Raw genomic sequence first — 23,621 nt, forward strand, 5'->3', positions numbered from 1 at the left:
CAGCGTTGCTCGGAGGAAGCCCGTGTCTGTTCAGAGTCCAGGAGAGCCGATCCGGCCCACGGCAGAAATGCTGGATGGCGCGATTGGCGCGGCGGTTGCCGCACTGGAGCAGTTTCCCGTCGCGGAGATGCTGGCTTCCACGGGAGCGGGCGTTCATTCGGTGGACTCGCCGGCGGCGGCAACGCTGGTTCTCCTCGCGCTGGCCGAGAGCGAGGGGGCTGCGAATGCGCATGGGGCGTCCTGCGTGCGGCGGCTGCTCTCCAGTCGCGCGTCGACCGGCTTCTGGCGTTTCTCCCCGGATTCGGAACGGTCGGAAGCGGGGGAGTCGGCCCGCGCGCTGGTGGCGTTGAGGCAATGGAACATGCCGCTGGACCCACCTCCGGCGCTCGCTGCGCTCCTGTCGCGCGACGCAGCGCAGACATCGTCCGAGTCAGGGGCGGCGGCCATCGAGGGTGTTCCCCCTGAAGCAGACGTCGCCACGACCGCGGACCTCCTGCTCCTGGCGGCGCACGAAGGGCGGTCGCTACCGGGCCGCGCCGCGCTTGTTTCCGAGAAGGTTCGAACCCAGGGGCTTCTGGGCTGCGCACGCGGTGAGCCCGCGGTTTCGCCTTTCCTGCTGGGCTATCTGCTGACGCGCTGGGTTCGTCACGTGGGTGACCACTGGCAGCTCGCGGTCCCCCTTCGGGCAGAACTCATTTCGCTCTGGGAGAAGGGGGAGGTGCGCGGCGCGGTGAATGTCGCCCTCGCGATGAGCGCCCTGATGAACCTGGGGCGTCCGACGGACGTCAACCTCTTCGAGCGGACGTTGGATTCCATGGCGTCCCTGCTGCTGAGCGGGCAGAGCGAGGAGGGGCTCTGGCCCGTGGCGCCGCTGTACGAGGCCGGGGACGTCGTCTACGGCTCGCTCGAGGCATCGGCGGCGCTGTGTATCGAAGCGCTCGTCCGGTACGTCCGAATCGCGCGCATCGCGGCGGAGCGGACCGACAACTTCCTCCCGGGGGCGCTCCCGCCTCGGTCGGGCACCTGGAAGGAGACGTTGGCGGCCTTCGACAATGATTATCCGCCCGCGCTGTTTTCTCCCGAGTCGCGAGCCCGCCTGCTCGCGCTGGGTGAATGGCTGCCCGCGGCGCTGGAGGGAGATGGGGGCTTCGAGGTCCGGCTGCTGGAGGGGACGCCTCGGGTGGACTTCATCCTGGGGATCAAACACGACGGGCAGGCGCTGCTTGCTGGCAGGCATCCGCACTCAGAACTCCCAGCGCCCTTGTTCGCCGCTCCCGAGTGGCGGCGCATTCGCGACTTCGCACGAGCGTGGGCTGAGCCGGGCGGGCTGCTCGACCGGGAAGTCGACGCGTTCTGGCTGGAGTTCGACCTGGACGCGCCCGTCGCCTCGCCTCCGCTGCCCATCGTGTTCCTCTGCACACGGGACCAGCCTGTCGCCGTCAACGAAGCGCTCCACCAGCAGAAGTCGGATACCTACCGCGCGACGCTGCACGCGGGGCTTCCGCTCTTGCGTGGGGATGAGGCGCCGCTCACGCCTGAGCTTCAGCGGGGAATGGATGTCTGCATCGAGGCGCTGCCTCCCGGTGCACACCTCTATGCGGCCTGCGTGATGATGTCGCGGCGCAGCAAGAACCTGCGCTTCACGCTCAAGAACGTGCCTCCCGAGCGCGTGGTGGCGTACCTGGAAGCCGTGGCGTGGCCAGGAGACTTCCAGCAACTGCGGGACACCCTCGCGTGGGTCCTCCCGCTCGGCGTCAATCGCTTCATGCTCAACCTGGACCTGGCGCCGCAGTTGCTGCCGACGCTGGGGCTCGAGTGCTCGTTCCAGGGACGTGCGCAGCCCGCCGAGGAGCCCCGGTGGCAACGCCTGCTCGACGAACTCGTGACGCGGGGGCTCTGCGCACCCTCACGGCGTGACGCGCTGCTGGCGTGGCCGGGACGCACGCAGGTCAATCTGCCCGCTGGCTCGGCCACGCGAGAGAGTGTCTTCGATAAGCGGCTCGCGCACGTCAAGCTGGGTTTGACGGGGGCCCCGGTGATTGAGGCCAAGGCCTATCTGGCCACACACCGCACGTCCGAGCTGCTCCGGCCGCGCTGAGTCGTCATTCCCCGTGGCCTGGATTGACGCTCGGGGATGTGAATTGATACGTTGAATTCTGAATATTCATAATGGGCAGGCTGTGCAGACTTTCATCGAGCACCTGGGCCACACCTCTTTTGTCATTCAGCGCGGTCCTCTGAGGGTTCTCATCGACCCGGTGCTGGTGCTGCGGGAGCTGGAGTTTCGGCAGCCTGCATGTCCCGCGTGGTTCTTCGATGACCTGTCGTCGGTGGACGCGGTCTTCTTCTCCCACGCGCACGACGACCATCTCCATCCACCCAGCCTGTTGGGGCTTCGCGAAGACGTCGCCCTCTACTTCCTCGACAGGCCGAAGCCTGGCGCGGCGCCTGAGTCGAGCGCTCGCGCGATTCTCACGGCGCTGGGCTTTCGCAATCTCCATCCCTTCCTGGAGGGGGACGTCGTCGAGCTGGCCCAGGACCTGCGCATCCACATCCTGCCCGCGCAGTGTTCGGGAGAGGGCGAGGAGCAATGTGCCCTGCTGGTGGAGACGCCGGATGTGCTGGCGCTGGACGCGGTGGATGTGACGGATTCACCCCGGACGCGCGAAGCGCTGGAGGCCTTCCGGGGCCGGGTTGATGTCGCCTTCGTTCCCACGGGGGCCTCGGTCCAGTGGCAGGGCTTCTGGAATCAGATGGACTCCGTGGGAGCGCTCGCGTTCTGCGATTGGCTGAAGCCAGCGCGTATCGCGACCTGTGGGGGCACGCTGTCCATGGCGGGGCGGCCGCGGGAAGACCGCCTGGAGCGCTACCCGGTCGACAGAGCGCATTGGATGGCCGCCGCGGTGACTCGCGCTCATGACTCGGCGCTCGTGCCCTGGAAGCCTCCGTATCGGCTCGTCTATGGCGAGCACGTCCTGGAGCGCTGCGCGCTGCTGCAGCCCGGCCGTCGTTTCGAACCGGCGCGGGGGCAGCGGCGTCCCCAGGCCCTGCTGACGACCTTCTTCACGGGATATCACCCGAGCAAACCCATTCAGCGTTGGGGCTGGGGAGACAACAACGACCTCGTGCGTTGGCTGGAGCCATTCGAAGCCATCCGGGAAGTGGTGCGCGCATCCACCCGCGACCTGCGCTACTTGCTGGAGCGGTGCCAGGTGTCCGTCAACAAGACCCCCGCGGCGGTCCTGGCGCCCCGGACGCTCCGCTGCCTCGTGGAGGGCAAGGCCTTCGAGCTCGCGGCGAGGCTGGTCTCGCTCCTCCCGTCGAAGGTCTCGGAGCCCACGGACATGGATGCTGGCTACTTCGCCGCTGTCGAGGCCGCGCTCCTGTCTGAGCCGGCGCTCGAGGAGCCGCAGCGGGAGGACCTGGCGGCCTGCCTGTGGATGGACCGGGGCCTGTTCCACATTCAGTGCATGTCACGCCGGATGAAGGAGTTGGCCCGCCGTGACGAGCGCACCGAGGCGCTTCGCGCGAGCCATCAGTCGGTCCTGCGTGACAGCCTCCTCCAGCGCCGCCCGGTGTTGGGTCCCTACCACCTGCGAGTCACACGAGACCTGGCGCGGCTGCTGGACGCGCGCCCGCTGTCGCCGGAGACGTCCGAGGTCCTGTGTTACGCGAGCCCGGCGGGCATCCGCTATCAGCCGCTGTCGACGCTCGAGGCGCTCCTGCTGGACCAATGTGATGGACGCACGGTCGCCGAGATGGTCGGCGACGTGAGCGCGGCCCTCTCCCTGCCTCACGACGACGTCCGGTCGGCCATCTTCACGTTCCTGTCCCATCTGTCGCACGAGTCGCCGTTGGTGCTCGACTGGAGTCACTGATGCAATTCCAAGATGCCTTCACGTTCCCGACGCCGTTGTCCCCCGAGACGGAAGCCTCGGCGCGTGAGCTGTTGCGTGCGCAGCAGATGGGGCAGCTCGATCTGCTCATGGGCTGGGTCCAACAGCCGGAGCGGCTCGGGAAGTTGGGGGGATGTGCCACGGAGCTTCAGTCCCTCCTCTCCGAGGCGTTCGAGCTCGTCGAGCGCGCGCCGGCGCTGGCGCGTGAGTTCCTGGAGCACTGGAGCACGACGGTGCTGCTCGGCCGCTTGCTGGGGCCCGCCGCCGTCGGGCCTGGCTTGATTCAATGCCTGATGGGCAACCTTGCTTCTCTGCTCATCGTCCAGCGGCTGCGGGGAGAGGTCACCCACGGCGAAGCCTTCTTCGTGACGCCGCGGACGCTCTACTGCCTGCCTCGGGGTGAGCGGCTCGACGTGCGCGGCCCCGGCGAGGGGCGCGTCGTTTGGCACTTCTCTGGCGCGGAGTGCCTGCTCTCCGTCGAGGGGCACTCCGGCCCCGGGCTGCGCATCCCGCTGCCGCTCATGGGCGATGCGCCCGTGAGCATCCAGCCATTGCCCTGGTCCGAGACCTGGAACGTTCCGGTGCTGGACGACAGCGAGATGCTCGGCATCACCGGCCGGCGCGACCAGGCGGGCATCCCGGACGATGGGAGCACGGGCACCTGGCGGCCCATGCCCCTGCTGCAAAGCACGGAGGAGGCCTTCCACATCCTGGGGAAGCTGTGGCCCGAAGTGCTCGACTGGGCCCGCGTGTTGCTCCCCGCGCTCGTCGACATGGGGGGCCCGGAGAACCGGAGCGTGCGTTGCTCGTCCTCGTATGGGGCTGGCACGCCTGTCTTCCTCACGCGCGTGGCCAACGGCCTGGAGCATGCGGAGGACCTGGTCCACGAGCTGCAACACGAGCGCATGTATCTGCTGCTCGACTCGCGCGCATTCGGACGGTGGGACGACTCACGTCCCGAGTTCGTCTCCGCCTACCGCACCGACCCTCGCCCCCTCCGAGGCGTGCATCTGGGCCTGCACTCCTTCCTGGCGGTGAACCGGCTCCGGCTGCTGGCGCTGGACAGGCCCGAGTTCAAGCAGCGGGAGTGGCGCTTCCAACTGCTCAAGTCACACCGCTGCAACCTGCTCTCCTTCCGGACCCTCCTGGACTTCGAGCGTCCCACGCCCGAAGGGCGCGTGCTCCTCGCGCAGATGGCCCAGGCCCTGAGTGAGCAGCATCCGCTCATCGAGCGTGTCGCGGATGCGGACATGGACCAGGCCTTCGACACCTGGATGAAGCAGCACTTCTCGCGAGTGGCCGCCAGCGGTCCCGTGGTGAATGACGCCGAGACATACATGGGCTGGCGCGAGGCGGCAGTGCTCGCGGCCCGCTATACCCAGCACGCCGGAGGTGCCGCATGAGGGTCCCAGGGTTGCGTTATCGCGACGAGTGGCTGCCCAACTTCTTCCCCGCGAAGCAGGTGGGCCCGGACCACTTCGTGCGGCTGTCCCGGACGGGCGCCATGCAACTGCTGTCCGGCGCGGAGAATGCCCAGCTCGATGAAATCTCCATGGATGAGGCCCTGTTCGAGCGGCTCGAGCAGACCAGCCACCTCATCACCGCGCAGAACTCGTCGCGCGTGCTGGAGGACCTCAAGCGCTGGCATGACCGGACCTACGCGGGGCCGGGGCTCCATATCGTCGTGCTGTCCAAGCGGTGCAACCTCAACTGCACCTACTGCCACATGAACCCGGAGAACATCTCCGCGGACTCCAAGCGCTTCGACATGCAGCCCGACGTCGCGGATGCCATCATCCGCTTCGCGCTCGGTTCTCCGGCCCCCTTCCTGGGTTTCGAGTTCCAGGGCGGCGAGCCCTTCTTGAACTTCGAGGGCATGAAGTACTTCGTCGAGGAGGCCCGCAGGCAGAACGAAGCCGTGGGCAAGCGGCTCCGCTTCTCCGTGGTGAGCAACCTCATGGTCGCCACCGACGAGCACATCGCGTACTGCAAGGAGAACCGCATCAACGTGTCGTATTCGTTGAACGGTCCCGAGGACATTCACGACTCATTCCGAGTCACTCGGAGCGGGGCGGGCAGCTTCCGCAAGGTCATGGAGCGGCTGAGCCACTTCCGCGACCGATTCCCCGGCGTGCTCAGCGCGTCGCCCCTGTGCGTGGTGGGGGCCTCCAACGCCAAGGAGCTGAAGCGCACCATCGACTTCTATCATGCGGAGGGCTTCAAGGACCTCGCCATCCTCAAGCTCAAGGCCCTGGGCAACGCCCGCAAGGAGAAGCTGCCCTTCGACATCCAGGACTTCCTCCACTACTACCTGGACGCGCTCGATTACATCTACGAGAAGAACCGCCAGGAGAACGAGAACTACTCCGAGCGCGTGGTCCGGGTCGTCCTGGCCAAGATTCTCCAGTCGACGGATACGGGCTTCGTGGACTGGCGCAACCCGGTCGGGGACTTCGGTTCGGCCATCACCTATGACCATGACGGCGAAATCCTGCCGTCGGACGAAGCCCGTTCGATGCGCTCCGAGTTCGGCTTGGGCAACGTGAAGGGGACGACCTATGACGCGCTCATCCGCAACAAGGCCACGTTCCGGTCCATGAACCTGTCGCTGCGGGATCGTGACCCGCAGTGCCGCGAGTGCGCCTTCAATCCCTACTGCGGCGTGCTGCCGGTGCTCGACTATGCCCGGACCGGGGACGCGACGCCGCGCCCCCATGCGTCCGAGGAATGCCTGCAGACGTTGGCGGTCGTGGAGTGGGTCCTGCGCAAGCTCGTGGAGGACCCCATCCCCCTGTTGCGGATGATGCCTGGAATGGACGCCGCCCTGGTGGAGATGGCCAACGGTCTGCCGACAGAGCCTTCCTCGCAGGCCATGCCGCCGATGCTGAGCGTGCAGAGCGGCTGAGGCCAGCCGGGGCTGGCGCCCTCGCCGCTGCTCAGGCGGGGCGCAGCCGCCCGGCGGCGAGGTCCGTGAGCGCGCCGAGGACTTCTTCCTCGGTGATGTCGTCCATGCTCCCGTTCCCGGTGGGCTCGCGGAAGGCCGGCGTGAAACGGAAGCCCCATTGCTGGGGAGAGGTCGTTCCGAACAGGCCCACCGAAGGGAGCCGGAAGAAATCCGCCGCGTGCAGCATGCAGGAGTCGATGCCGAGGAAGCCATCACAGGCGCCGAGCAGCGCCATGGCGACATCGAGTGGGGCGCCTGGGACGGACAGCACGCGGCCTTCATGGACCATGGGCGCCAGCTCCGTGGCGCTGTAGTCCACGTTGAGCACGAGCCATTCGGGGTGGGCTGTCAGGAAGGCATCCAGCACGGCGCGGTAGCGGGCGACGGGCCACTGTTTCCGGGCGCCGGTCTCCGTATGGAGCGCGAGCACCTTGGCCCCATCGGGGACGCTGTCACGAAAGTGCCTGGCGGCCTCGGTGGCCTCGGCCGTCAGCACGGGGGCCTGGGCGAAGTCCTCCAGCCTCAGGGAGGGATCCACCTGCTGGGCCAGCGAGAAGAGCCGGTCCGCGGAATGCTGGAGTTCTTCACTCCGGACCCACTGCTTGTAACGGCGATACAGGCCCACTGTTTCGGTGGCCGCCGGGAACCCCTCGAGCAGCTCGGAGACCCCCGTCGCGTGCCAGGTGTTGAAACAGACAAACAAGTCGCAGGCCCCCACCGCCTGCCGGAGCATCTCGGCGTCGATGCTGCGCTCCGTGCCCTGCGTGGTCGCGCGGACCTCGTGAATCTTCATGAGCCCGAGCTCTTGATAGAAGAACAGGCTTGAATCACCTGGCGCACCCACCAGTCTGATTCGACCCGGGTACAGCTGACTCAGGGCTCGCAGGGCGGGAAGGGCGAGGAGCCGGTCCCCAATCCCATTCAGGTGAAATACGACGGGGGCTTGGGCAGAACGAAGTTTCTGCTGCATGGAGGGGGCAATCCTTGCGTCACGACAACCTGCTCCCCGGTACCCAGGGATGGGCGCCGGGGAGCAGAGACCTGCTAGAACCAGCCGTCAGACGTGTGGCTGGTGTGATCCTGCGGCTCCTGGTCCTTGACGGGGCCGACCGCGCGCGCGGAGATCTGGGCGAAGTCGCCACGACCCAGAATCATGCTCAGCTGGCCGCGGAGCGCGTCCACCTTCGCGGGATCCAGCTGCTTGAACGTCACCACCTCGGGCTTCAGAACGATGTTGCTCTCAACCATGAGGAACTCCTGGGGAGGTGAATCAAAACACACGCGCGGCACGAACTTGTCGCCGAACGTGCCGAGTCTGACGCCAATGGATGCTCGCAGCTCGGATCCCCAAGGGTACGGCGTACCTCGAACGAATGTCCAGGCGTAGACGTGTTTTCAGTGAAATAAATGCTACGCGTGAGATTCGGCGCGATCGACCCGGGTACGGCTGACTCAGGGCTCGCGGGTTGGGAAGGGCGAGGAGCCGGTCTCCAATCCCATCCAGGTGGAACACCACCGGGGCTTGGAGCGAGTGATGCTCCTGCGGCGGGAAGGGGGCAATCCTTGCGTCAAGACAACCTGCTCCCCGGTGCCCATCGCTGGGCGCCGGGGAGCAGAGACCTGCTAGAACCAGCCGTCAGACGTGTGGCTGGTGTGATCCTGCGGCTCCTTGACGACGACGGCGCCCGCGCGAGCGGACATCGTGGGGAACTCGCCACGACCCAGGATCATGCTCAGCTGGCCGCGGAGCGCGTCCACCTTCGCGGGATCCAGCTGCTTGAACGTCACCACCTCGGGCTTCAGAACGATGTTGCTCTCAACCATGAGGAACTCCAGGGGAGGTGAATCAAACCACACGCGCGGCACGAACTTGTCGCCGAACGTGCCGAGCCTGACGCCAGTTGATGCATTCAGCTCGGATCTCGAAGAGTACGGCGAACCCCGAGCGGATGTCCAGGCTTAGACATGTTTTTGATGAAATGTCTGCCAGCTTTGAAAATTCGCGGACTTGGGTGTTCTCGGGCGCCGGGCCTGGGCCTTCGTGGTGATGCGCGTCGCCGCGGTGCACGCCGCATGGCATGCTCTTGCGTGAGAGGGACATGGATACAATTCGTCAGGACATCCGGTTTGGCGCCAGGTTGTTGCTCAAGAGTCCGACGTTCACCCTGGTCGCGATGATGACGCTGGCGCTGGGGATTGGCGCGAGCACGGCGATATTCAGCGTGGTCAACTCCATCTGGCTGCAACCCATGCGTTTCCCGCATGAGGAGCGTCTGGTGATGGTGTGGGACTCGCTTCCCAAGGCGGGTGTCGAGCGGAGCGAGACATCCCTGGCGACGCTGGAGGACTGGACCGCGCAGGCGGGGGGCTTCGAGCACGTGGCGGGGATTGTTCCGCGGAGCTTGAACATGGGCGGCGCGCTGCAGCCGGAGCGGCTCCAGGCGTTTCGGGTGGGCGCCGCGCTGTTCCCCGCGCTGGAGGCGAGGCCCTCGCTGGGCAGGGCGTTCTCCGCGGAAGAAGACCGCGTGGGTGGCGAGGCGGTGGTGGTGCTGTCGGACGCGTTGTGGCGGCGCCGGTTTGGTGGCGCGCCCTCCGTGCTGGGTGAGTCCGTCACGCTGGATGGTGAGCCCTACACGGTCGTGGGCGTGATGCCGAAGAGCTTCGACTTCCCGCCTGGCGCCGAAGCCTGGGTGCCGCTCGCGCCGACGCAGGCGGAGCTGGATGCGCGCGGGGACCGGAAGGTGCGGGTGGTGGGCCGCCTCAAGCCTGGCTTCTCCGTGTCGATGGCGGAGGACGCCCTGCGGGTCCTCGCAGGGCAACTGGCGGAGCGGTACCCCGACACGGATTCGGAGCGCACCGTGCGGCTGACGTCCGTGCGCGAGGCCTACCTGGGGCCCTTGAGGCCGCTGCTCATCACCCTGGCGGGCGCGGTGGGCTTCGTGTTGCTCATCGGGTGCGCGAACGTCGCGAGCCTGCTGCTGGCGCGCGCGGCGGCCCGGCGGCGGGAGCTGGCCATTCGCGGGGCGCTGGGGGCGAGCCCGACGCGTCTGATGGTCCAGGCCCTGACCGAGAGCGTCTTGCTGTCGCTCCTGGGAGGAGGATTGGGAATCCTGGGCGCGCTGTGGGGCACGCACATGATTGCCACCATGCTGCCGCCCGGGTTGGCGGAGCGCCTGCCAGGGTGGCAATCCATCCAGGTGGATGGAGGGGCGCTGCTGTTCTGTGTCGGGCTGTCCGCCATCACCGGGGTGCTGTTTGGCCTGGCGCCCGCGTTCCAGATGTCGCGGCAGAACCCGCTGGAGGCGATGCGGGAGGGGGCGGGCGCCACGGCGGGGCGAAAGAGCATCCGCTCGGCCCTGGTAACGGCGGAGGTGGCGCTGGCCTTGATGCTGGTCGTCGGCGCGAGCCTGATGCTTCGAAGCCTCTACCAGCTCCAGGGGACCTCACCCGGCTTCGCCGCCGAACGCGTGTTCTACTTCGACGTCACGCTGCCGGAGACCAGGTATCCGACGGACGCCGAGCGGGTTCGCTTCTTCCATGCGCTGCAGGAGCGGTTGTCCTCCATTCCGGGAGCCCAGGCCGTCTCGGCGGCGAGCCTGCCGCCCATCAGCCGTCGCAGTCAGAGCTCGAACATCTATCCGGATGGGCAGCCGAAGCCGCTGCCCGGGCAGTTGCCCGAGGCCAGTCAGCGCGTCATCTCCCCGGGCTATTTCCGGACCATGGGCATCCCCTTGCACGAGGGGCGCGATTTCAACGCGTTGGACGTGGAGGACTCGCCCCGGGTCGCGATGATCAACTCGGCCCTGGCGCGGCGCTTCTGGCCCGGAGAGTCGCCGCTGGGCAAGCGCTTCTTCACGGGCGGCACCGAGCCGTGGGAGGTCATTGGCGTGGTGGGGGACGTCCGGACGCTGTGGCGCGGGCAGGTGCGTTCATCCGTGCCGGAGTTCTACCTGCCGCTGGCGCAGGCCCCACGTGACGCGATGGTGATGATGGTGACCGTGGGAGGGACGGGGGCGGCGGCGTCGTCGCTGGCGCTGTCCTTGCGAGAGGGCATGGCGTCGTTGGACCCCGAGCAACCACCGCCGTCGCCGCGGCCTTTGGAGGAGCTCATCGCGGAGTCGTTCGGCTCCAGGCACCTGCTGGCCGCGCTGCTGGGGTTCTTCGCGTGCGTGGCGCTGCTGCTGGCCGCCGGGGGCGTCTACGGCATCATGGCCTACTCCGTCACCCAGCGGCGGACGGAGATTGGCGTGCGCATGGCGCTGGGCGCGCGGGAGGGGAGCATCTTCTGGTTGATATTGAGCCAGGCGCTGCGGCTCGCCGGGCTGGGGGTCATCATCGGCTCCGTGCTGGCGTTGGTCCTGGCGCGGGGCCTGTCGAAGTTGCTCTTCGAGGTCAGCCCCGCGGACCCGCTCGTCTTCCTCGGGACGGCTTGCGTGCTGCTCTTCGTGGCGCTGGTGGCGGGCTACGTGCCCGCCTGGCGCGCCGCGCGCGTCCCGCCCAGCATGGCCATGCGCGAGGAGTGAGGGCTCAGGCGGCGATGAACTGCCGTTCCACGAGGCGCTTGTAGAGGCCGTCCTGGGTGATGAGCGCCTCGTGGTTTCCGTGCTGGACGACGCGGCCCTGGTCCAGCACGAAGATGCGGTCGACGCCCGCCACGGTGGACAGGCGGTGGGCGATGATGAGGGTGGTGCGTCCCACCATGAGCCGGTCCAGCGCCTCCTTGACCAGGTGCTCGCTTTCGGAGTCCAGCGCGCTGGTGGCCTCGTCCAGGATGAGCAGCCGCGGATCCTTGAGGACCGCGCGGGCAATGGCGACGCGCTGCTTCTGCCCGCCCGAGAGCTGGATGCCCCGCTCGCCGACGCGCGTGCGGTAGCCTTCTGGAAACCGGCTCACGAAGTCGTGGGCATTGGCGACGCGGGCCGCGGCTTCCACTTCCGCATCGGTGGCGTCGGTGCGTCCGTAGCGGATGTTGTCGGCGATGCTGCCCGAGAAGAGCGTGGGCTCCTGCGACACGATGCCGATGTTCTGACGGAGCCAGCGGACGTCGAGCGTTCGCAGGTCTGTCTCATCGACGAGGATGGCCCCTCGGTCCGGATCGTAGAAGCGCATCAACATCGAGGCGACAGTCGACTTGCCCGCGCCCGAGTGTCCCACCAGCGCCACGACTTCACCGGGCGCGACGTCCATGTCCAGGCCTTGGAGGACGGGCACGTCCCGGCGCGTGGGGTAGCTGAAGTTGACGTCGCGGAAGCGCAGGTTGCCTTCCATGTTCGCGGGCCGCTCGCCGCCGCTGACGGAGATGGCGGGCGTACGGTCGATGAGCTCGAAGACGCGCTCGGTGGCGCCTCCGGCCTTCATGAACTCCGCCCACAGCTCGCTCAGGGCACCGACGGCCATGACGACCATCAGCGTGTACATCAGGAAGGAGGTCAGTCCACCCACCGTGATGTCGCCCGAAACGACCATGTGCGTGCCGTACCAGAAGACGAGCAGGGTCGACGCCAGGCCGGTGAAGCCCGTTCCTCCCATGAAGAAGCCCGAGGAGACGATTCGCGTGCGCGCCAGCGCCAGGGCCTTGCCAATGGCACGGCCATAGCTCCGGCGCTCCGCGTCTTCGGCGACGAAGGCCTGGACGGTCTGAATGCCATAGAGGGACTCGGCGGCGACTTCATTGGCTTCGGCCACCGCGGCCTGGGCGTCTCGCGCGAGCTGCCGTGCCTTGCGGCCATAGAACAGCGCCCCCAGCGTCACGGGGGGGACGACCGCCAGCATGACGAGCGTCAACCGGGGCGAGGTGTAGAGCAGCAGCGCCAGCCCTCCAATCAACGTGGTTGCGTTGCGGAGCATGATGGCGATGTGCGTACTGACGGCGCCCTGGATGAGGGCGGTGTCAGTGGACAGCCGGCTGGTGAGGCCGCCAGTGCGGTGCTGGTCGAAGAACGCGATCTCCTGCTCCAGCAAGCTGCGATACAGCCGCTCCCGCAGGTCGCTGACAATGCGCTCACCCGCGATGTTGAAGAAGGCGAAGCGCAGCCCGATGGCCACCGACTGGATGAAACACACCCCCAGCATCCACAGGGTGGTGTCGTTCACCATGTCGAGCGTGGCGGTAGTCAGGGCTTCGTCGAGGATGACCCGGATGGCCTGTGGGAAGAGCAGGCCTCCCGCGCTCCCGATGAAGAGGAAGCACGTGCCGAGCAAGAGCAGCCTCCACTCGGGACGAGCCAGTGCCAGGACGCGACGAAGGGATGCGTGGCTCAGCGGCGGATTCTGAATCAAGCCCATTGCACGCAGGCTAGTCCAGATGCCGGCAAAGTTGTAATCCCGACAAAACTGGTGATGCAGGGGGACCCCGGTGCATGTCTCGCGCCGGGGCCCCTGGGCTTCAGGGCCTACTGCGCGGTGCCCTTGGCCAGCTCGGCGACATAGGCGGCGGCAATCTTGGAGAACTTGAGCGCGTGCGCGGCGCTGCTGTCGGAGTTCGCCAGGGTGTCCCTGGGGGTGTGGATGTTGGGGTTCTTCTGGACGACAGTCCCCTCGAAGGGGATGGAGGCCGCGTAGCCCTGGCTGTGCCAGGAGGCGTGGTCCGAGCACCCGTAGCCGCAGGTCGTATTGGTGAACGGCACGCCGACGTACGTCGTTATCAGGTCGCGGATGAACTGGTTCTGGGTGGCGTTCGTGTTGTCGGTGACGATGCCCACATCCGATGTGGCGTTGGGGTGCTTGTAGTTCGTCATGTCGAGCTGCATCACCCCCACGACGTTGATGTTGTTGTTCTTGTGCGAAAGGGCGATCTCCCGCGAGCCGCGCAGGCCCGTCTCCTCCGCGGCGTAGGCCATGAACTTCACCGTCCGCTGGGGCCTGTAGTTGCGAGCCATGGCGGCGCGGATGACTTCGGTGAACGTCGCGATGCCGGACGCGTCGTCATCGGCGCCAGGCGCGGCGCTGGTGGAGCTGATGGAGTCCAGGTGGCCGCCCACCACGACGACCTCGCCAGACAAATCGGTGCCGGGGATGGTGAGGATGACGGAGGGCTGCCGCCAGCCCGTGTGCGGGTAGTACGCCACGGTGACGTCCGTGCGTCCCGCGCCAGTGACGTAGCCCTGCCACTTCGCCAGGAGCATGGCCGCGGCGTCCACGCCCCCTTGCGAGCTCTGGCTGCGCGTGGGGAAGGCGGACAGGTCGGCGATGGTGGTGCGGATGTTCGCGGCAGAGAGCTCACCCACCAGGGTGTTCACGGTCGCGGCGTTGGTGAGGGTGTAGCTGACGGCCTTCTGGGCCGCATTGGGGGCTACGGGCGCCAGGGACGCCAGTGCTTCCTCCTGCGTCTCGTAGGTGATGAAGCCCGCGCATCGGTCGAACTTCTCGTGCATCATCAGCGCCAGCCGCGACAGCTGGGACTCCTTCAGTTGGAACACGCCCGCGTGCTTCTGCTGCTTGAGGGCGGTGGGCACGTTCCAGCCTTCGGCCGCGAAGGTCTCCTGCATGGGCGTGATGGCATCCGTGCCAATCGCAATCCAGACAGTCTTGTCCGTTGGCTTGGCCTTGAGCGGCTCGGCAAGGGCCAGCGGGGCATTCAGCAGCAACAGCGAGACCGGCATCCAGGTCTTCATCCGCATTGCTCCTCCAGGGAGACGGCGTTGCGTCGCAGCACGGGGGACGTGCTGCGGGGAGGAGCCTCCGCTTTTCGAGAAATAAAGGCTTTCTGTGGCTTGGTCGGAGTGTGAAAAAGAAGACGTGCTCAGGGTGAAGTCGGGCTGGGCGGGCAGGCGCTTCGTTCCCCGCACCGCCTGAATCTCCGCGCCGGGCTGATGCATCCCTTTGTCGTAGAGTGGCGCCGCCGTCATGCGCTGGTGCGTGACCTGTGTGGCGTGGTGCCCGTCGGGAGGCAGGATGGCCATGGACTGCGACTGGCTCATCATCGGCTCGGGGTTCGGGGGCAGCGTCAGCGCGCTCCGGCTGACCGAGAAGGGCTACCGCGTCATGGTGCTGGAGAAGGGGCGGCGCTTTCGCGCCCCGGACTTCCCGAAGACGAACTGGGCGCTGAAGCGCTGGCTCTGGATGCCCACGCTGGGGTGGCGGGGCCTGTTCGAGATGTCGTTCTTCCGCCACGTCACCGTTCTGTCGGGCGTGGGCGTGGGCGGTGGCTCGCTCGTATACGCCAACACGCTCCCCATCCCCCGGGACGACTTCTTCCAGGCCTCCACGTGGGGCCACCTCGCCGCGTGGAAGGAGGAGCTGGCGCCGCACTACACCACCGCGCGGAGGATGCTGGGCGCCACGCCGAATCCACTGCGCACCGTGCCAGACCAGGTGCTCCAGGACGTGGGCACGGACCTGGGCCGCACCGACTTCCAGCCCACCACGGTGGCCGTGTACTTCGGCGAGCCGGGCGTCACCGTGAAGGACCCATACTTCAATGGTGAGGGACCGGACCGGACGGGCTGTACCGCGTGTGGCGGGTGCATGCTGGGGTGTCGCTTCGATGCCAAGAACACGCTCGACAAGAACTACCTCCACCTGGCGGAGCGGCGCGGCCTCGCGCTGCACGCGGACACCGAAGTCACCTGGGTGCGACCGCTGCCAGACGGGGGCTACGAAGTCGAAGCGCTTCAAGGGGCGCGGCGCTTCTTCCGGAAGAAGGTGCGGTTCACCGCGAAGCACGTCGTCTTCGCGGGGGGCGTGCTGGGCACCCTGGACCTGCTGCTCAAGTTGAAGGCGAGCCCGGACGGACTGCCGCGCCTGTCGGACCGGCTGGGAGACGGCGTGCGCACCAACTCCGAGGCGCTCGTGGGGGTGGTGAGCGGCCGCAAGGGGCAGGATTTGTCACGGGGCATCGCCATCGGTTCCATCTTGCATACCGATGCCCAGTCCCACCTGGAGCCGGTGCGCTACTCGGCGGGCTCGGGCTTCTTCCGGTTGTTGATGGCGCCGCAGGTGTCCGGGGCCACGATGCTCCAGCGCTTCGTGCGGCTGGTGGGCCTGCTGGTCCGGCATCCGCTGCGCTTCCTCAAGGCGTGGTTCGTCCCGGACTTCGCTCGGCGGACGATGATTCTGCTCTACATGCGCACCCTGGAAGGGCACCTGCGCATGACGCGCTCGCGGAGGCTGGGGCTGAGCACGGCGCTCCAGGAGGGCCCGGCGCCGAGCGCCAACATGCCGGAGGCGTTCGACCTGGCCCGGCGCGTGGCGGACAAGCTGGATGGCTATCCGATGACCATCGTCAGCGAGACCCTGCTGGGCATTCCGACGACGGCGCACATCCTGGGCGGCTGCTGCATGGGGGACTCGGCGGAGACGGGCGTCATCGACTCGCGGCACCGCGTGTTTGGCCATGAGGGGTTGTATGTGGTGGACGGCTCCGCCATCTCCGCCAATCCGGGCGTCAATCCGTCGCTCACGATTACGGCGCTGGCCGAGCGCGCGATGACCTTCATTCCCGCGGCCCGGACGGCGCCGCGGGACGAGGTGGCCGTGCCCGCGGGGCCCATGTCCTCGGGCGCCCGCACGAGCTGAGGCTACAGGCGGACCTGGAGCTCGTAGCGGCGGTTCTTCGCCTTCTTGGCGGCGGTGTCGTCGGGCTTCACCAGCGGCTTCTCGGAGCCGTAGCCCACGGCGATGATTTCGCCCCGGGGGATGCCGCGCGCGATGAGCTCCTTGACGATGGTCTCCGCGCGCTGCTCGCTGAGCTTCTTGTTCTTGGCCGCGTCACCGGTGGAGTCGGTGTGGCCGGAGACCTCGAACTTGTAGGACTTTACGCCAGCGGCGACGAGCTGCTTCTTGGCGTCGACGAGCGCGTTGGTCAGCTTCTTGAGCTTGGCTTCGCAGCCGGCATCGAGCTGGGCGGTGCCTGTCTTGAAGCTGCACTGGTTCTGCCGGCCCTCGTCCATCAGCTTGGTGTTGACGCGCTTCTCCACGGCGGACTTGCCGGCATCGCCCGCGGCCTTGGTGAGGGCGCCGAACCCGCCCTGCGCGAAGGCCACGCCGGGAAGGGTGAGTAGCGACACGGTGATGCACAGGGCCTTGAGCTTCATACGTGAGGACGCCTCCGTTGGATGGGCGGTGTTCGCCGGGCGGAAGGCTGCCCGGGGGCCGCGCCTTCGTCCAGCGGCGCGGTGTCTCTTGGGAGGGGTGACGGGGGCCCGTCCGCCCGGCTGGTAAAACTTGCCTCGGTGCGTGAGGGGGGCAGCATGTCACCCCGGGTCCCTTCGCACAGCGAGGCAGGCGTGAGCAGCAGCAGTCGAACGGAGCGTTGGCGGCGGCTTCTTTCAGGTTACCGGGTGGGCTCGGAGAAGAAGCCGGTGGAGGAGCCGGCGCCCGTCCTGAGTGACATGGACGCGCTGCTCCAGGACGAGCGGACCGACTACGACCGGGACTATGACCGCATCGTCTTCTCCGCGGAGTTCCGTTGCCTGCACGACAAGACGCAGGTGTTTCCGCTGTCCACGAGCGACTACACGCGCACGCGGCTGACGCACAGCATCGAGGCTTCCTGTGTCGGGCGCTCGCTGGGGAATCTGGCGGGACGGGGACTGCGGGCGCGCGACGTCATGGTGAATCCCTCGCACCTGGGCACCATCGTCGCGGCGGCGTGCCTGGCGCATGACATTGGCAATCCGCCCTTCGGCCACTCCGGCGAGGCGGCCATCCAGCATTGGGTGTCACAGCGGCTGGCGCGGCCCGGTGCCGAGGTGGATGGGCGGAAGAGCCCCTTCGAGACGGTGGAGCAGTGGCAGGACCTGGAGGCCTTCGAGGGCAACGCGCAGGGCTTCCGAATCCTCAACCGGCTTCAGTCGCGCGAGCGGCGGGGCGGCCTGCGCTACACGGCGGCGACATTGGGGGCGATGAGCAAGTACCCGCGTGCGTCGGTGCTGCCGGGCGGGCGTGAGCGGGACAAGGGGCGCGTGTCTGAGAAGAAGTTCGGTTACTTCCAGGACGACGAGGCCCTGGCGCTGGAGGCGTACCGCGCTGTGGGCCTGGTGGAGCGGGAGGCTGGCGTGTTCTCCCGGCACCCGCTGGCGTTCCTCGTCGAGGCGGCGGATGACATCTGCTACGCGGTCATCGACCTGGAGGACTCGGCGAAGCTGGGGCTGATTCCCATCAAGGATGCGTGTGAGTTGCTGGACGCGGTGTTGCCCAAGCTGGTGAAGGGGCCGGTGCGTCCGCCACCGTCGCATCCGGAGACGCGGCTTGCGCAGGCGCGAGCGCGGGCCATTGGCGAGCTCATCCAGGCCTCCGTGAAGGTGTTCCTGGAGAACGTGGAGGCGATGGAGGACGGGAAGTGGGAGACGCCATTGGCCTCCGCGCGGGACGACGTGGCGAAGCCGCTGAAGGCCATCCGCAACCTCACGCGGCGCTACGGCTATGAGAGCGAGCGCGTGCTCCAGATTGAGAGCGCGGGCTTCAAGACGCTGGGCGGATTGCTGGACATGTTCGCGATGGCGGTCGTCACCGACACGCCGAACCGCGAGGAGAAGAAACTGCGGCAATTGCTGCCACTGGACCTCTTCCAGCGTCCGGAACACGTCCGGGACATGGCGGAAGAGCCCGCGTCCCGGGACGAAGCCATCACCGAGGCGGTGGCCCGTCTGTCGAAATACCAGCGGCTGCTGTGTGTGACGGACTACATCTCCGGCATGACGGACGGCTTCGCCGTGGAGCTGTTCCAACGGCTGTCAGGCATCAAGCTGCCGACGTGATTCGCGTGGCGTGCCTCAGTCCCCCGCGACTGCAATTTGCCAGTCACCTTCGGGGGTGATGCCCACGCGCAGGCCGAGGTAGCTGCCCTGGTCCTTCATCCCCGCGATTTCCTCGTCCGGGTAGACGCCCTTGAGCGCGCCCCAATCCTTGTCGGATGTCGCGCCGGTGACGTGGACGGCCGGCCAGAAGTAGAGATTGTCCTGCTTCGCGTAGGGCAGGTTCAGGACCTTGACGATGCGGGCCAGCTCCGGGTTGCCCAGCTTCTCCGCTGCACGCCAGTACTCTCCCGCGTCGGTGCCGTCGCCGAAGGTGAACCGCACGGCCTTGCCGTTCTCGTCGGCCAGGGTATTGAGCGCCGTGTAATCACAGGCCACCGCCGCGGCGATGATGCGCTGACGCATCGACTCCACGGGCGCTGGCAGCGCCGGGGAAGCCGGTGCTGCGCGCGGAGACAAGCTCGCCGCTGAGCAGGTGCCCTTCTCCGCGGCCGGCGCTCCCGTGTACTCGCCGACGCCCGAATCGGCGTTGGCCGCTTCGGCCGTTGCCGAGCCCGGCACCGCAGCATCCGGGCTGCCCGCCCCCTGGGGCTCTGTGTTCGGAGCGGGGGAGGGTGTCTGTCCCTTGCCCGGTGTGGCAGGCGCGACAGGCGCGGCGGCGATACCGGAGTCGACTCCGGCGGCGGGGCTCGAGGTTCGCTCGGTGCAGGCGACGAGCGAGGCGGCGACACAGAGAGAAAGCAGAGCAGTCCGGTTCATGGCCCGCCCGTTGTAGTCCAGCAGACAGGCGGCACGCTCCGGATTCCGTCGCTCAGCCGCCGCCTTTTGGTGACTCGATGACGACGGCGAAGGGGTCGAAGGGCTTGTCATCCTTCTTCTTCGCGCTCGGCATGCCGAACTCGCCGGTGGGGTGCTCGGGCCGGACCGACGTGTACGGGTCGATCTTCACCGGAACGCCAAACACCTTCGGGCTCTTCTTGGGGCCGTCGCTCATACTGTCCATGCTACCGCAGCGGCCCCCCGCCTGTTTGGCTGCACTGGCAAGGCGTCTTCTTGGGCATTCGGCCAGCCAGGGCGATACTTCCTGCCCATGTGTGGCCGTGTCACCGTCCGAACTTCTCCTGAGCAGATTGTCACCGGGCTGGGCCTCGCGGGCATCCGTACCGCGGTGGAACGCCCGCGCTTCAATCTCTGTCCCACGCAGTTGATGCCCGTGGTGACCAACGATGGCGCGCGGATGCTGGATGCCTTCCGCTGGGGGCTCGTCCCGTCGTGGGCGAAGGACCCCGCCATTGGCAACAAGCTCATCAACGCACGGGGCGAGACAGTGGCGGAGAAGCCCAGCTTCCGCTCCGCGCTCAAGCGGCGCCGTTGCCTCGTCGTGGTGGATGGCTGGTACGAGTGGAAGCAGTCCACGAAGCCGAAGACGCCGTACTACTTCCACCGCAAGGACGGGCAGCTCCTGACGCTCGCGGGGCTGTGGGAAGAGTGGACCGCGCCCGACACGGGCGAGGTGCTCAACACCTGCACCCTCATCACCATCGGGCCCAACGCGCTGATGGCGCCCATCCATGACCGGATGCCCGTCATCCTCGAGCCGGAGGCCCAGGAGGTGTGGCTGCGTCCGGAGCCGCAGGAGTCCTCGGTGCTGCTCCCGCTGCTGGTGCCCTGCGCCGAGGAGGCGCTGGACGTCTACGAGGTGTCGCGCGTGGTGAACTCCCCTGCCAACGACACCCCGGAGTGTGTGGAACGCGTGGCCGCCTGATTCGCGTGACTCAGGCGCGACGGCGGACCTTCGCGTCGAGGCTCCACGGCCCCGCGCCGATGAGCGCGATTCCGGCCATGACGGCGAGGTAGAGCAGCGCCATTTCCATGCGGCCGAAGGGGTCCGCGCGGTGCCGGTAGAGGGCCACTGCCATGGTGAAGCCCGCCATTGCCGCCGCCGGACGCGTGAAGAGGCCCACGGCCACCAGCAGCCCGCCCAGGAACTCAGCCAACGTGGCGCACCAGGCGAAGAACGTCGGAAACGGGAATCCGAGCTGCGCCACGCCCGCCGCGAACTTGCTCATGTCGCCGGTGAGCTTGGGCAGGCCGTGCCCCAGCGCCAACGAGAGACCGAACACCACGCGGATCAACGTCAAACCCACCGCGGACTTACCCACCATGCTGTGTACCTCCCAGGTTGCCCGAGCATCTTCGCACGGCGACGTGCGTCACGCTGCGTTACGCGGAGCGCTTGGGTGCGCGCATGTCGCTGATGGCCAGCGGATGCCGGGCGCCCTGAGGGGAGACGAGCGCGGCGCTGAGGACGAAGTCCTGACCCATGCGGAGCTCCAGCGTGGTGGGGCCCTTGTAGGTGGTGCGCCAGTCCAACTCGACGCGGACGGTGCCCAGCAGCTCGCGGTCCACGGTGGTGGTGTCCAGCGCCTCGAAGAGGGCGATGGAGAGCGGCCCGGGAATCATCGGCAGCTCCATCGTCACGGACTTCGTCGCGGGCACGGGGGTGTTGGCGGGGATGACCTCGTGCTGCGCGCCGCCGGGGACCATGATGCTGATGGGCATGGGCACCACGTCCGCCAGGCCGGTGATGCCGCGCGCCAGGTTCCGGCCGAGGATGGCCGCGCCCACCGCGACGCCGAGCTCCGGGTTGACCTCCTTGTCGGAGGACATGCGCTTGAAGTGGGAGAAGCGCTGGCGGATGGCGGGCATGCGCGTCTGGCCGCCGACGAGGACCAGCTCGTCAATCTGGTCTGCCTTCAGCTTCGCGCGCTCTAGCACGTCGTCGCAGGCGGATGCGGTGCGCTCGATGAGCTGGAAGGCCATCTCCTCCAGGCGCTTGCGGGTGAGCGTGTAGTCGAAGTCGATGAAGCCGCCGTCCTTCTGGGCGATGCACGGCACGCGGAGCACCGTGGCGTCGCGCTGGCTCAGCGCCATCTTCGCGGACTCAGCGGCGAAGACGAGCCGCTGCATCACCACCTTGTTCCCGCGCAGGTCGATGCCGTGCTTCTGCTGGAAGTCGTTCACCAGCATCTCCACGATGCGCTCGTCGAAGTTGGCGCCGCCCAGGAAGGCATCACCGCCGGTGGCCAGCACCTTCACCACCTTGTTCTGCACCGCGAGCAGGGTGGCGTCGAAGGTGCCGCCGCCCAGGTCGAACACCATCACCGTCTGCTCGGGGTTGCGCAGGTTGGCGTAGTAGAGCGCGGCGGCGGTGGGCTCGTTGATGATGGCGCGCACCTGGAGGCCGGCCTGCTCCGCGGCATGGCGCACCGCCGCGCGCTGGCGACTGCTGGCGTGCGCGGGCACGGTGAGCACGCACTCGCGGAAGGGCGTGCCGGCGGCGTGGTTCGCCAACGTGTGAATCTGCTTGATGATGAGGTGCGCCACGTCCGTCAGCGACGTCTGCTTCCCGTACATCGTCACGGCCGTGTAGCCGTCCTCGGCCTCGACGAGCCCGAAGGCGTACTTGTCCTTGTGCTGGGTGACGTACTCGGACTGGAAGCGGCGGCCCAGGAAGCGCTTGGCGCCGAAGACGGTGTGGCGAGGGTCGTCAATGATTTGCCGGCGCGCGGCGTGGCCAACGATGGCCTTGTCCGCCGCGTGGAACCAGACGACGGAGGGCAGCGTGACGCTCTTGTCCGTCACCGGAACGACACGAAGCTTGCCGGCCTTGTCGAAGAAGGCCGCGGCGGTGTTGGTGGTCCCGAAGTCGATGCCAAGGATGGAGCCCGTACTCATCACCGCTGACTCTCCCACGTCCCGTGGGCACGTTCAGCCCCTGAAAATATCGTCGAGTACAGCGTGGGTGGGTCACTTGAAGCCCGGTTGCTCTTCGCTTCACTCCGAGGCGGCGGTGGGAGGCGACGGGCAGTAGAAATGTACCGTTGGGTGGGCGCAGCGCGTACGCGGGGGCTTGCCGGCTCGAAGGCAGGGGCCTCGAGGTCCGCGCCGGTGTTCGTCGTTGACCGGCCCGTGCCTTCGTTTCATGGATGCGCGCCATGGCCATGGGGCATGTGGATCGAAGTCTGGTTCGGGATGTCGCGGCGATTGCCGCCGCCTCTAGCGTCATCGGGGCTTCGTTCGGTGCCATCTCGGTGGCGTCGGGATTGTCGGTGTGGGTCGCGTCGGCCATGTCCGTGTTCGTCTTCGCGGGCGGTTCGCAGTTCATGGCCGTGGGGGTGGTGGCGGGCGGTGGCAGTCCCGTGGCCGCGGTCATCGCGGGGCTGCTGCTCAACGCGAGGCACCTGCCGTTCGGTCTGGTGATTTCGGACGTGCTTGGAAGGCACTGGCTCGTGCGGCTGATTGGCACGCACTTGATGGTGGACGAGTCCGTGGCGTTCGCGCTCGCGCAGTCCACGCCGGAGCGTCGGAAGGCGGCGTACTGGCTGTGCGGTGGGGCGCTGTTCGTGGCCTGGAATGTGGGCGTCCTCGTCGGCGCCCTGGCGGGAACGGCGCTGGGCAGCCCGGAGGCGATGGGGCTCGATGCCGCGTTTCCCGCCGGGTTGCTGGCGCTGCTGCTGCCGTCGCTGACCGCCCCCGCCAAGCCTCCGAACGCCGAGCCCGGTACCGCGGAGGGGGAGGTCGAGACAGCACGCGCCCACGAAGCCCGCGCGGCGGCTGCCCGGGCGCGCTGGGTGGCGGGGGGCGCGGCGCTCATCGCGCTCGCCACCACGCCGATTCTTCCCACAGGGGTTCCCGTGCTGCTCTCGCTGCTGGCGCTCGGGCTGGTGCTGCGATGACGCTGCTCCCCATCCTGGTTCTGGCGGCGGGCACCTATGCCTTCCGGCTCGCGGGCCCGCTGCTGAGCCAGCGCATGCAGGTGTCCGCGCGGGTCCAGGGCCTGCTGTCCCTCTCCGCGATTGCGCTGCTCACCGCGCTGGTGGCCACGGCCACGCTGACGTCGAACGGGGGCTTCTCGGGCTGGGCACGTCCGGCGGGGGTGCTCGCTGGCGCCGTGCTGGCGTGGCGGAGGCTGCCCTTCGTCGTCGTGGTGGTGGGGGCGGCGGGTGTTACAGCTTTGTTACGAATGGCGGGTGTAGGTTGAATTCTGGCTAAATCACGCACTGCGGCTTGATGAAGGGTGAT

20 protein-coding genes are annotated in these 23,621 nt (G+C 67.7%); 10 read left to right on the forward strand and 10 right to left on the reverse strand.

The features are described from left to right. The first annotated feature begins 22 nt into the window (after positions 1-22). The 4 genes from FMQ63_RS21470 (at position 23) to FMQ63_RS21485 (ending at position 6,801) form a co-directional block, all read left to right on the forward strand. Positions 23-2,098 (forward strand): hypothetical protein, encoded by a 2,076-nt coding sequence (locus FMQ63_RS21470; protein ID WP_225909404.1) that lies wholly within the window; start codon positions 23-25, stop codon positions 2,096-2,098. 82 nt (positions 2,099-2,180) lie between these two features. Further along, positions 2,181-3,878 carry an MBL fold metallo-hydrolase gene (locus FMQ63_RS21475; RefSeq protein ID WP_011555145.1) on the forward strand — a complete coding sequence of 566 codons (1,698 nt, stop codon included), beginning with the start codon at positions 2,181-2,183 and terminating at the stop codon, positions 3,876-3,878. Next, a complete protein-coding gene (locus tag FMQ63_RS21480; protein WP_011555144.1) occupies positions 3,878-5,299 on the forward strand; it encodes an HEXXH motif-containing putative peptide modification protein in 1,422 nt (473 codons plus the stop codon). Before FMQ63_RS21475 ends, FMQ63_RS21480 begins: the two co-directional genes overlap by 1 nt. Then, positions 5,296-6,801 (forward strand): radical SAM protein, encoded by a 1,506-nt coding sequence (locus FMQ63_RS21485; protein WP_011555143.1) that lies wholly within the window; start codon positions 5,296-5,298, stop codon positions 6,799-6,801. The genes FMQ63_RS21480 and FMQ63_RS21485 overlap by 4 nt, the downstream gene beginning before the upstream one ends. Before the next feature lie 31 nt (positions 6,802-6,832). Here the strand turns inward: FMQ63_RS21485 and FMQ63_RS21490 are convergent, their stop codons facing one another. The 3 genes from FMQ63_RS21490 to FMQ63_RS21500 form a co-directional block, all read right to left on the reverse strand. Next, entirely contained in the window at positions 6,833-7,633 is an 801-nt protein-coding gene (locus FMQ63_RS21490) for a glycosyltransferase family 9 protein (protein ID WP_225909403.1), read from the reverse strand. 251 nt (positions 7,634-7,884) lie between these two features. Continuing rightward, on the reverse strand, positions 7,885-8,088 hold the full coding sequence (locus FMQ63_RS21495) for a hypothetical protein (RefSeq protein WP_216609125.1): 204 nt from the start codon (positions 8,086-8,088) through the stop codon (positions 7,885-7,887). Positions 8,089-8,463: 375 nt separating this feature from the next. Beyond that, the gene (locus FMQ63_RS21500; RefSeq protein WP_216609124.1) at positions 8,464-8,664 is read right to left on the reverse strand and encodes a hypothetical protein; all 201 of its coding nucleotides are present in this window, start codon (positions 8,662-8,664) and stop codon (positions 8,464-8,466) included. A 275-nt stretch (positions 8,665-8,939) separates the two neighbouring features. Between FMQ63_RS21500 and FMQ63_RS21505 the strand changes: the two genes are divergently transcribed. Next, the gene (locus FMQ63_RS21505; protein ID WP_011555139.1) at positions 8,940-11,363 is read left to right on the forward strand and encodes an ABC transporter permease; all 2,424 of its coding nucleotides are present in this window, start codon (positions 8,940-8,942) and stop codon (positions 11,361-11,363) included. 4 nt (positions 11,364-11,367) lie between these two features. Here FMQ63_RS21505 and FMQ63_RS21510 read toward each other — a convergent pair whose 3' ends face one another. Both FMQ63_RS21510 and FMQ63_RS21515 read right to left on the reverse strand, forming a co-directional pair. Continuing rightward, positions 11,368-13,125, reverse strand: a complete 1,758-nt coding sequence (locus tag FMQ63_RS21510) for an ABC transporter ATP-binding protein (protein WP_011555138.1) — start codon at positions 13,123-13,125, stop codon at positions 11,368-11,370. A 107-nt stretch (positions 13,126-13,232) separates the two neighbouring features. Further along, entirely contained in the window at positions 13,233-14,453 is a 1,221-nt protein-coding gene (locus tag FMQ63_RS21515) for a M20/M25/M40 family metallo-hydrolase (protein WP_020478716.1), read from the reverse strand. A 286-nt stretch (positions 14,454-14,739) separates the two neighbouring features. Here FMQ63_RS21515 and FMQ63_RS21520 point away from each other — a divergent pair, with 286 nt between their 5' ends. Next, positions 14,740-16,356: a GMC family oxidoreductase gene (locus FMQ63_RS21520; protein ID WP_043612451.1), complete on the forward strand. Its 1,617-nt coding sequence runs from the start codon at positions 14,740-14,742 to the stop codon at positions 16,354-16,356. Positions 16,357-16,358: 2 nt separating this feature from the next. Here the strand turns inward: FMQ63_RS21520 and FMQ63_RS21525 are convergent, their stop codons facing one another. Then, positions 16,359-16,874: an OmpA family protein gene (locus FMQ63_RS21525; protein WP_011555135.1), complete on the reverse strand. Its 516-nt coding sequence runs from the start codon at positions 16,872-16,874 to the stop codon at positions 16,359-16,361. Positions 16,875-17,120: 246 nt separating this feature from the next. Between FMQ63_RS21525 and dgt the strand changes: the two genes are divergently transcribed. Continuing rightward, positions 17,121-18,539 carry a dGTP triphosphohydrolase gene (gene dgt / locus FMQ63_RS21530; RefSeq protein ID WP_011555134.1) on the forward strand — a complete coding sequence of 473 codons (1,419 nt, stop codon included), beginning with the start codon at positions 17,121-17,123 and terminating at the stop codon, positions 18,537-18,539. Positions 18,540-18,554: 15 nt separating this feature from the next. Here dgt and FMQ63_RS38085 read toward each other — a convergent pair whose 3' ends face one another. Beyond that, entirely contained in the window at positions 18,555-19,295 is a 741-nt protein-coding gene (locus tag FMQ63_RS38085; protein WP_225909401.1) for a hypothetical protein, read from the reverse strand. 52 nt (positions 19,296-19,347) lie between these two features. Then, positions 19,348-19,530: a hypothetical protein gene (locus FMQ63_RS21540; RefSeq protein ID WP_020478714.1), complete on the reverse strand. Its 183-nt coding sequence runs from the start codon at positions 19,528-19,530 to the stop codon at positions 19,348-19,350. 96 nt (positions 19,531-19,626) lie between these two features. Here FMQ63_RS21540 and FMQ63_RS21545 point away from each other — a divergent pair, with 96 nt between their 5' ends. Then, positions 19,627-20,301 carry an SOS response-associated peptidase gene (locus FMQ63_RS21545; RefSeq protein ID WP_011555132.1) on the forward strand — a complete coding sequence of 225 codons (675 nt, stop codon included), beginning with the start codon at positions 19,627-19,629 and terminating at the stop codon, positions 20,299-20,301. A 10-nt stretch (positions 20,302-20,311) separates the two neighbouring features. Here FMQ63_RS21545 and FMQ63_RS21550 read toward each other — a convergent pair whose 3' ends face one another. Further along, positions 20,312-20,701, reverse strand: coding sequence for a DoxX family protein (locus FMQ63_RS21550; RefSeq protein WP_011555131.1), 390 nt, complete (start codon positions 20,699-20,701; stop codon positions 20,312-20,314). Between the two features lie 58 nt (positions 20,702-20,759). Next, positions 20,760-22,274: an Hsp70 family protein gene (locus FMQ63_RS21555; RefSeq protein ID WP_011555130.1), complete on the reverse strand. Its 1,515-nt coding sequence runs from the start codon at positions 22,272-22,274 to the stop codon at positions 20,760-20,762. Positions 22,275-22,534: 260 nt separating this feature from the next. Between FMQ63_RS21555 and FMQ63_RS21560 the strand changes: the two genes are divergently transcribed. Together FMQ63_RS21560 and FMQ63_RS21565 are read left to right on the forward strand one after the other, a co-directional pair. Further along, positions 22,535-23,275 carry an AzlC family ABC transporter permease gene (locus FMQ63_RS21560; protein WP_225887919.1) on the forward strand — a complete coding sequence of 247 codons (741 nt, stop codon included), beginning with the start codon at positions 22,535-22,537 and terminating at the stop codon, positions 23,273-23,275. Continuing rightward, positions 23,272-23,580 carry an AzlD domain-containing protein gene (locus tag FMQ63_RS21565; RefSeq protein WP_011555128.1) on the forward strand — a complete coding sequence of 103 codons (309 nt, stop codon included), beginning with the start codon at positions 23,272-23,274 and terminating at the stop codon, positions 23,578-23,580. The genes FMQ63_RS21560 and FMQ63_RS21565 overlap by 4 nt, the downstream gene beginning before the upstream one ends. Positions 23,581-23,621 lie beyond the last annotated feature (41 nt).

Source organism: Myxococcus sp. CA005, assembly GCF_006518205.1.
Taxonomy (GTDB): domain Bacteria; phylum Myxococcota; class Myxococcia; order Myxococcales; family Myxococcaceae; genus Myxococcus; species Myxococcus xanthus.

What these genes read in the sequence shown, in the direction of transcription:
- FMQ63_RS21480 (WP_011555144.1), top strand. Translation starts at nt 3,878, where the DNA reads ATGCAATTCCAAGATGCCTTCACGTTCCCGACGCCGTTGTCCCCCGAG.
- FMQ63_RS21545 (WP_011555132.1), top strand. Translation starts at nt 19,627, where the DNA reads ATGTGTGGCCGTGTCACCGTCCGAACTTCTCCTGAGCAGATTGTCACC.
- FMQ63_RS21495 (WP_216609125.1), bottom strand. Translation starts at nt 8,088, where the DNA reads ATGGTTGAGAGCAACATCGTTCTGAAGCCCGAGGTGGTGACGTTCAAG.
- FMQ63_RS21525 (WP_011555135.1), bottom strand. Translation starts at nt 16,874, where the DNA reads ATGAAGCTCAAGGCCCTGTGCATCACCGTGTCGCTACTCACCCTTCCC.
- FMQ63_RS21540 (WP_020478714.1), bottom strand. Translation starts at nt 19,530, where the DNA reads ATGAGCGACGGCCCCAAGAAGAGCCCGAAGGTGTTTGGCGTTCCGGTG.
- FMQ63_RS21510 (WP_011555138.1), bottom strand. Translation starts at nt 13,125, where the DNA reads ATGGGCTTGATTCAGAATCCGCCGCTGAGCCACGCATCCCTTCGTCGC.
- FMQ63_RS21565 (WP_011555128.1), top strand. Translation starts at nt 23,272, where the DNA reads ATGACGCTGCTCCCCATCCTGGTTCTGGCGGCGGGCACCTATGCCTTC.
- FMQ63_RS21490 (WP_225909403.1), bottom strand. Translation starts at nt 7,633, where the DNA reads ATGAAGATTCACGAGGTCCGCGCGACCACGCAGGGCACGGAGCGCAGC.
- FMQ63_RS21520 (WP_043612451.1), top strand. Translation starts at nt 14,740, where the DNA reads ATGGACTGCGACTGGCTCATCATCGGCTCGGGGTTCGGGGGCAGCGTC.
- FMQ63_RS21515 (WP_020478716.1), bottom strand. Translation starts at nt 14,453, where the DNA reads ATGAAGACCTGGATGCCGGTCTCGCTGTTGCTGCTGAATGCCCCGCTG.
- FMQ63_RS21505 (WP_011555139.1), top strand. Translation starts at nt 8,940, where the DNA reads ATGGATACAATTCGTCAGGACATCCGGTTTGGCGCCAGGTTGTTGCTC.
- FMQ63_RS38085 (WP_225909401.1), bottom strand. Translation starts at nt 19,295, where the DNA reads ATGAACCGGACTGCTCTGCTTTCTCTCTGTGTCGCCGCCTCGCTCGTC.
- FMQ63_RS21550 (WP_011555131.1), bottom strand. Translation starts at nt 20,701, where the DNA reads ATGGTGGGTAAGTCCGCGGTGGGTTTGACGTTGATCCGCGTGGTGTTC.
- FMQ63_RS21560 (WP_225887919.1), top strand. Translation starts at nt 22,535, where the DNA reads ATGGCCATGGGGCATGTGGATCGAAGTCTGGTTCGGGATGTCGCGGCG.
- FMQ63_RS21555 (WP_011555130.1), bottom strand. Translation starts at nt 22,274, where the DNA reads ATGAGTACGGGCTCCATCCTTGGCATCGACTTCGGGACCACCAACACC.
- FMQ63_RS21485 (WP_011555143.1), top strand. Translation starts at nt 5,296, where the DNA reads ATGAGGGTCCCAGGGTTGCGTTATCGCGACGAGTGGCTGCCCAACTTC.
- FMQ63_RS21500 (WP_216609124.1), bottom strand. Translation starts at nt 8,664, where the DNA reads ATGGTTGAGAGCAACATCGTTCTGAAGCCCGAGGTGGTGACGTTCAAG.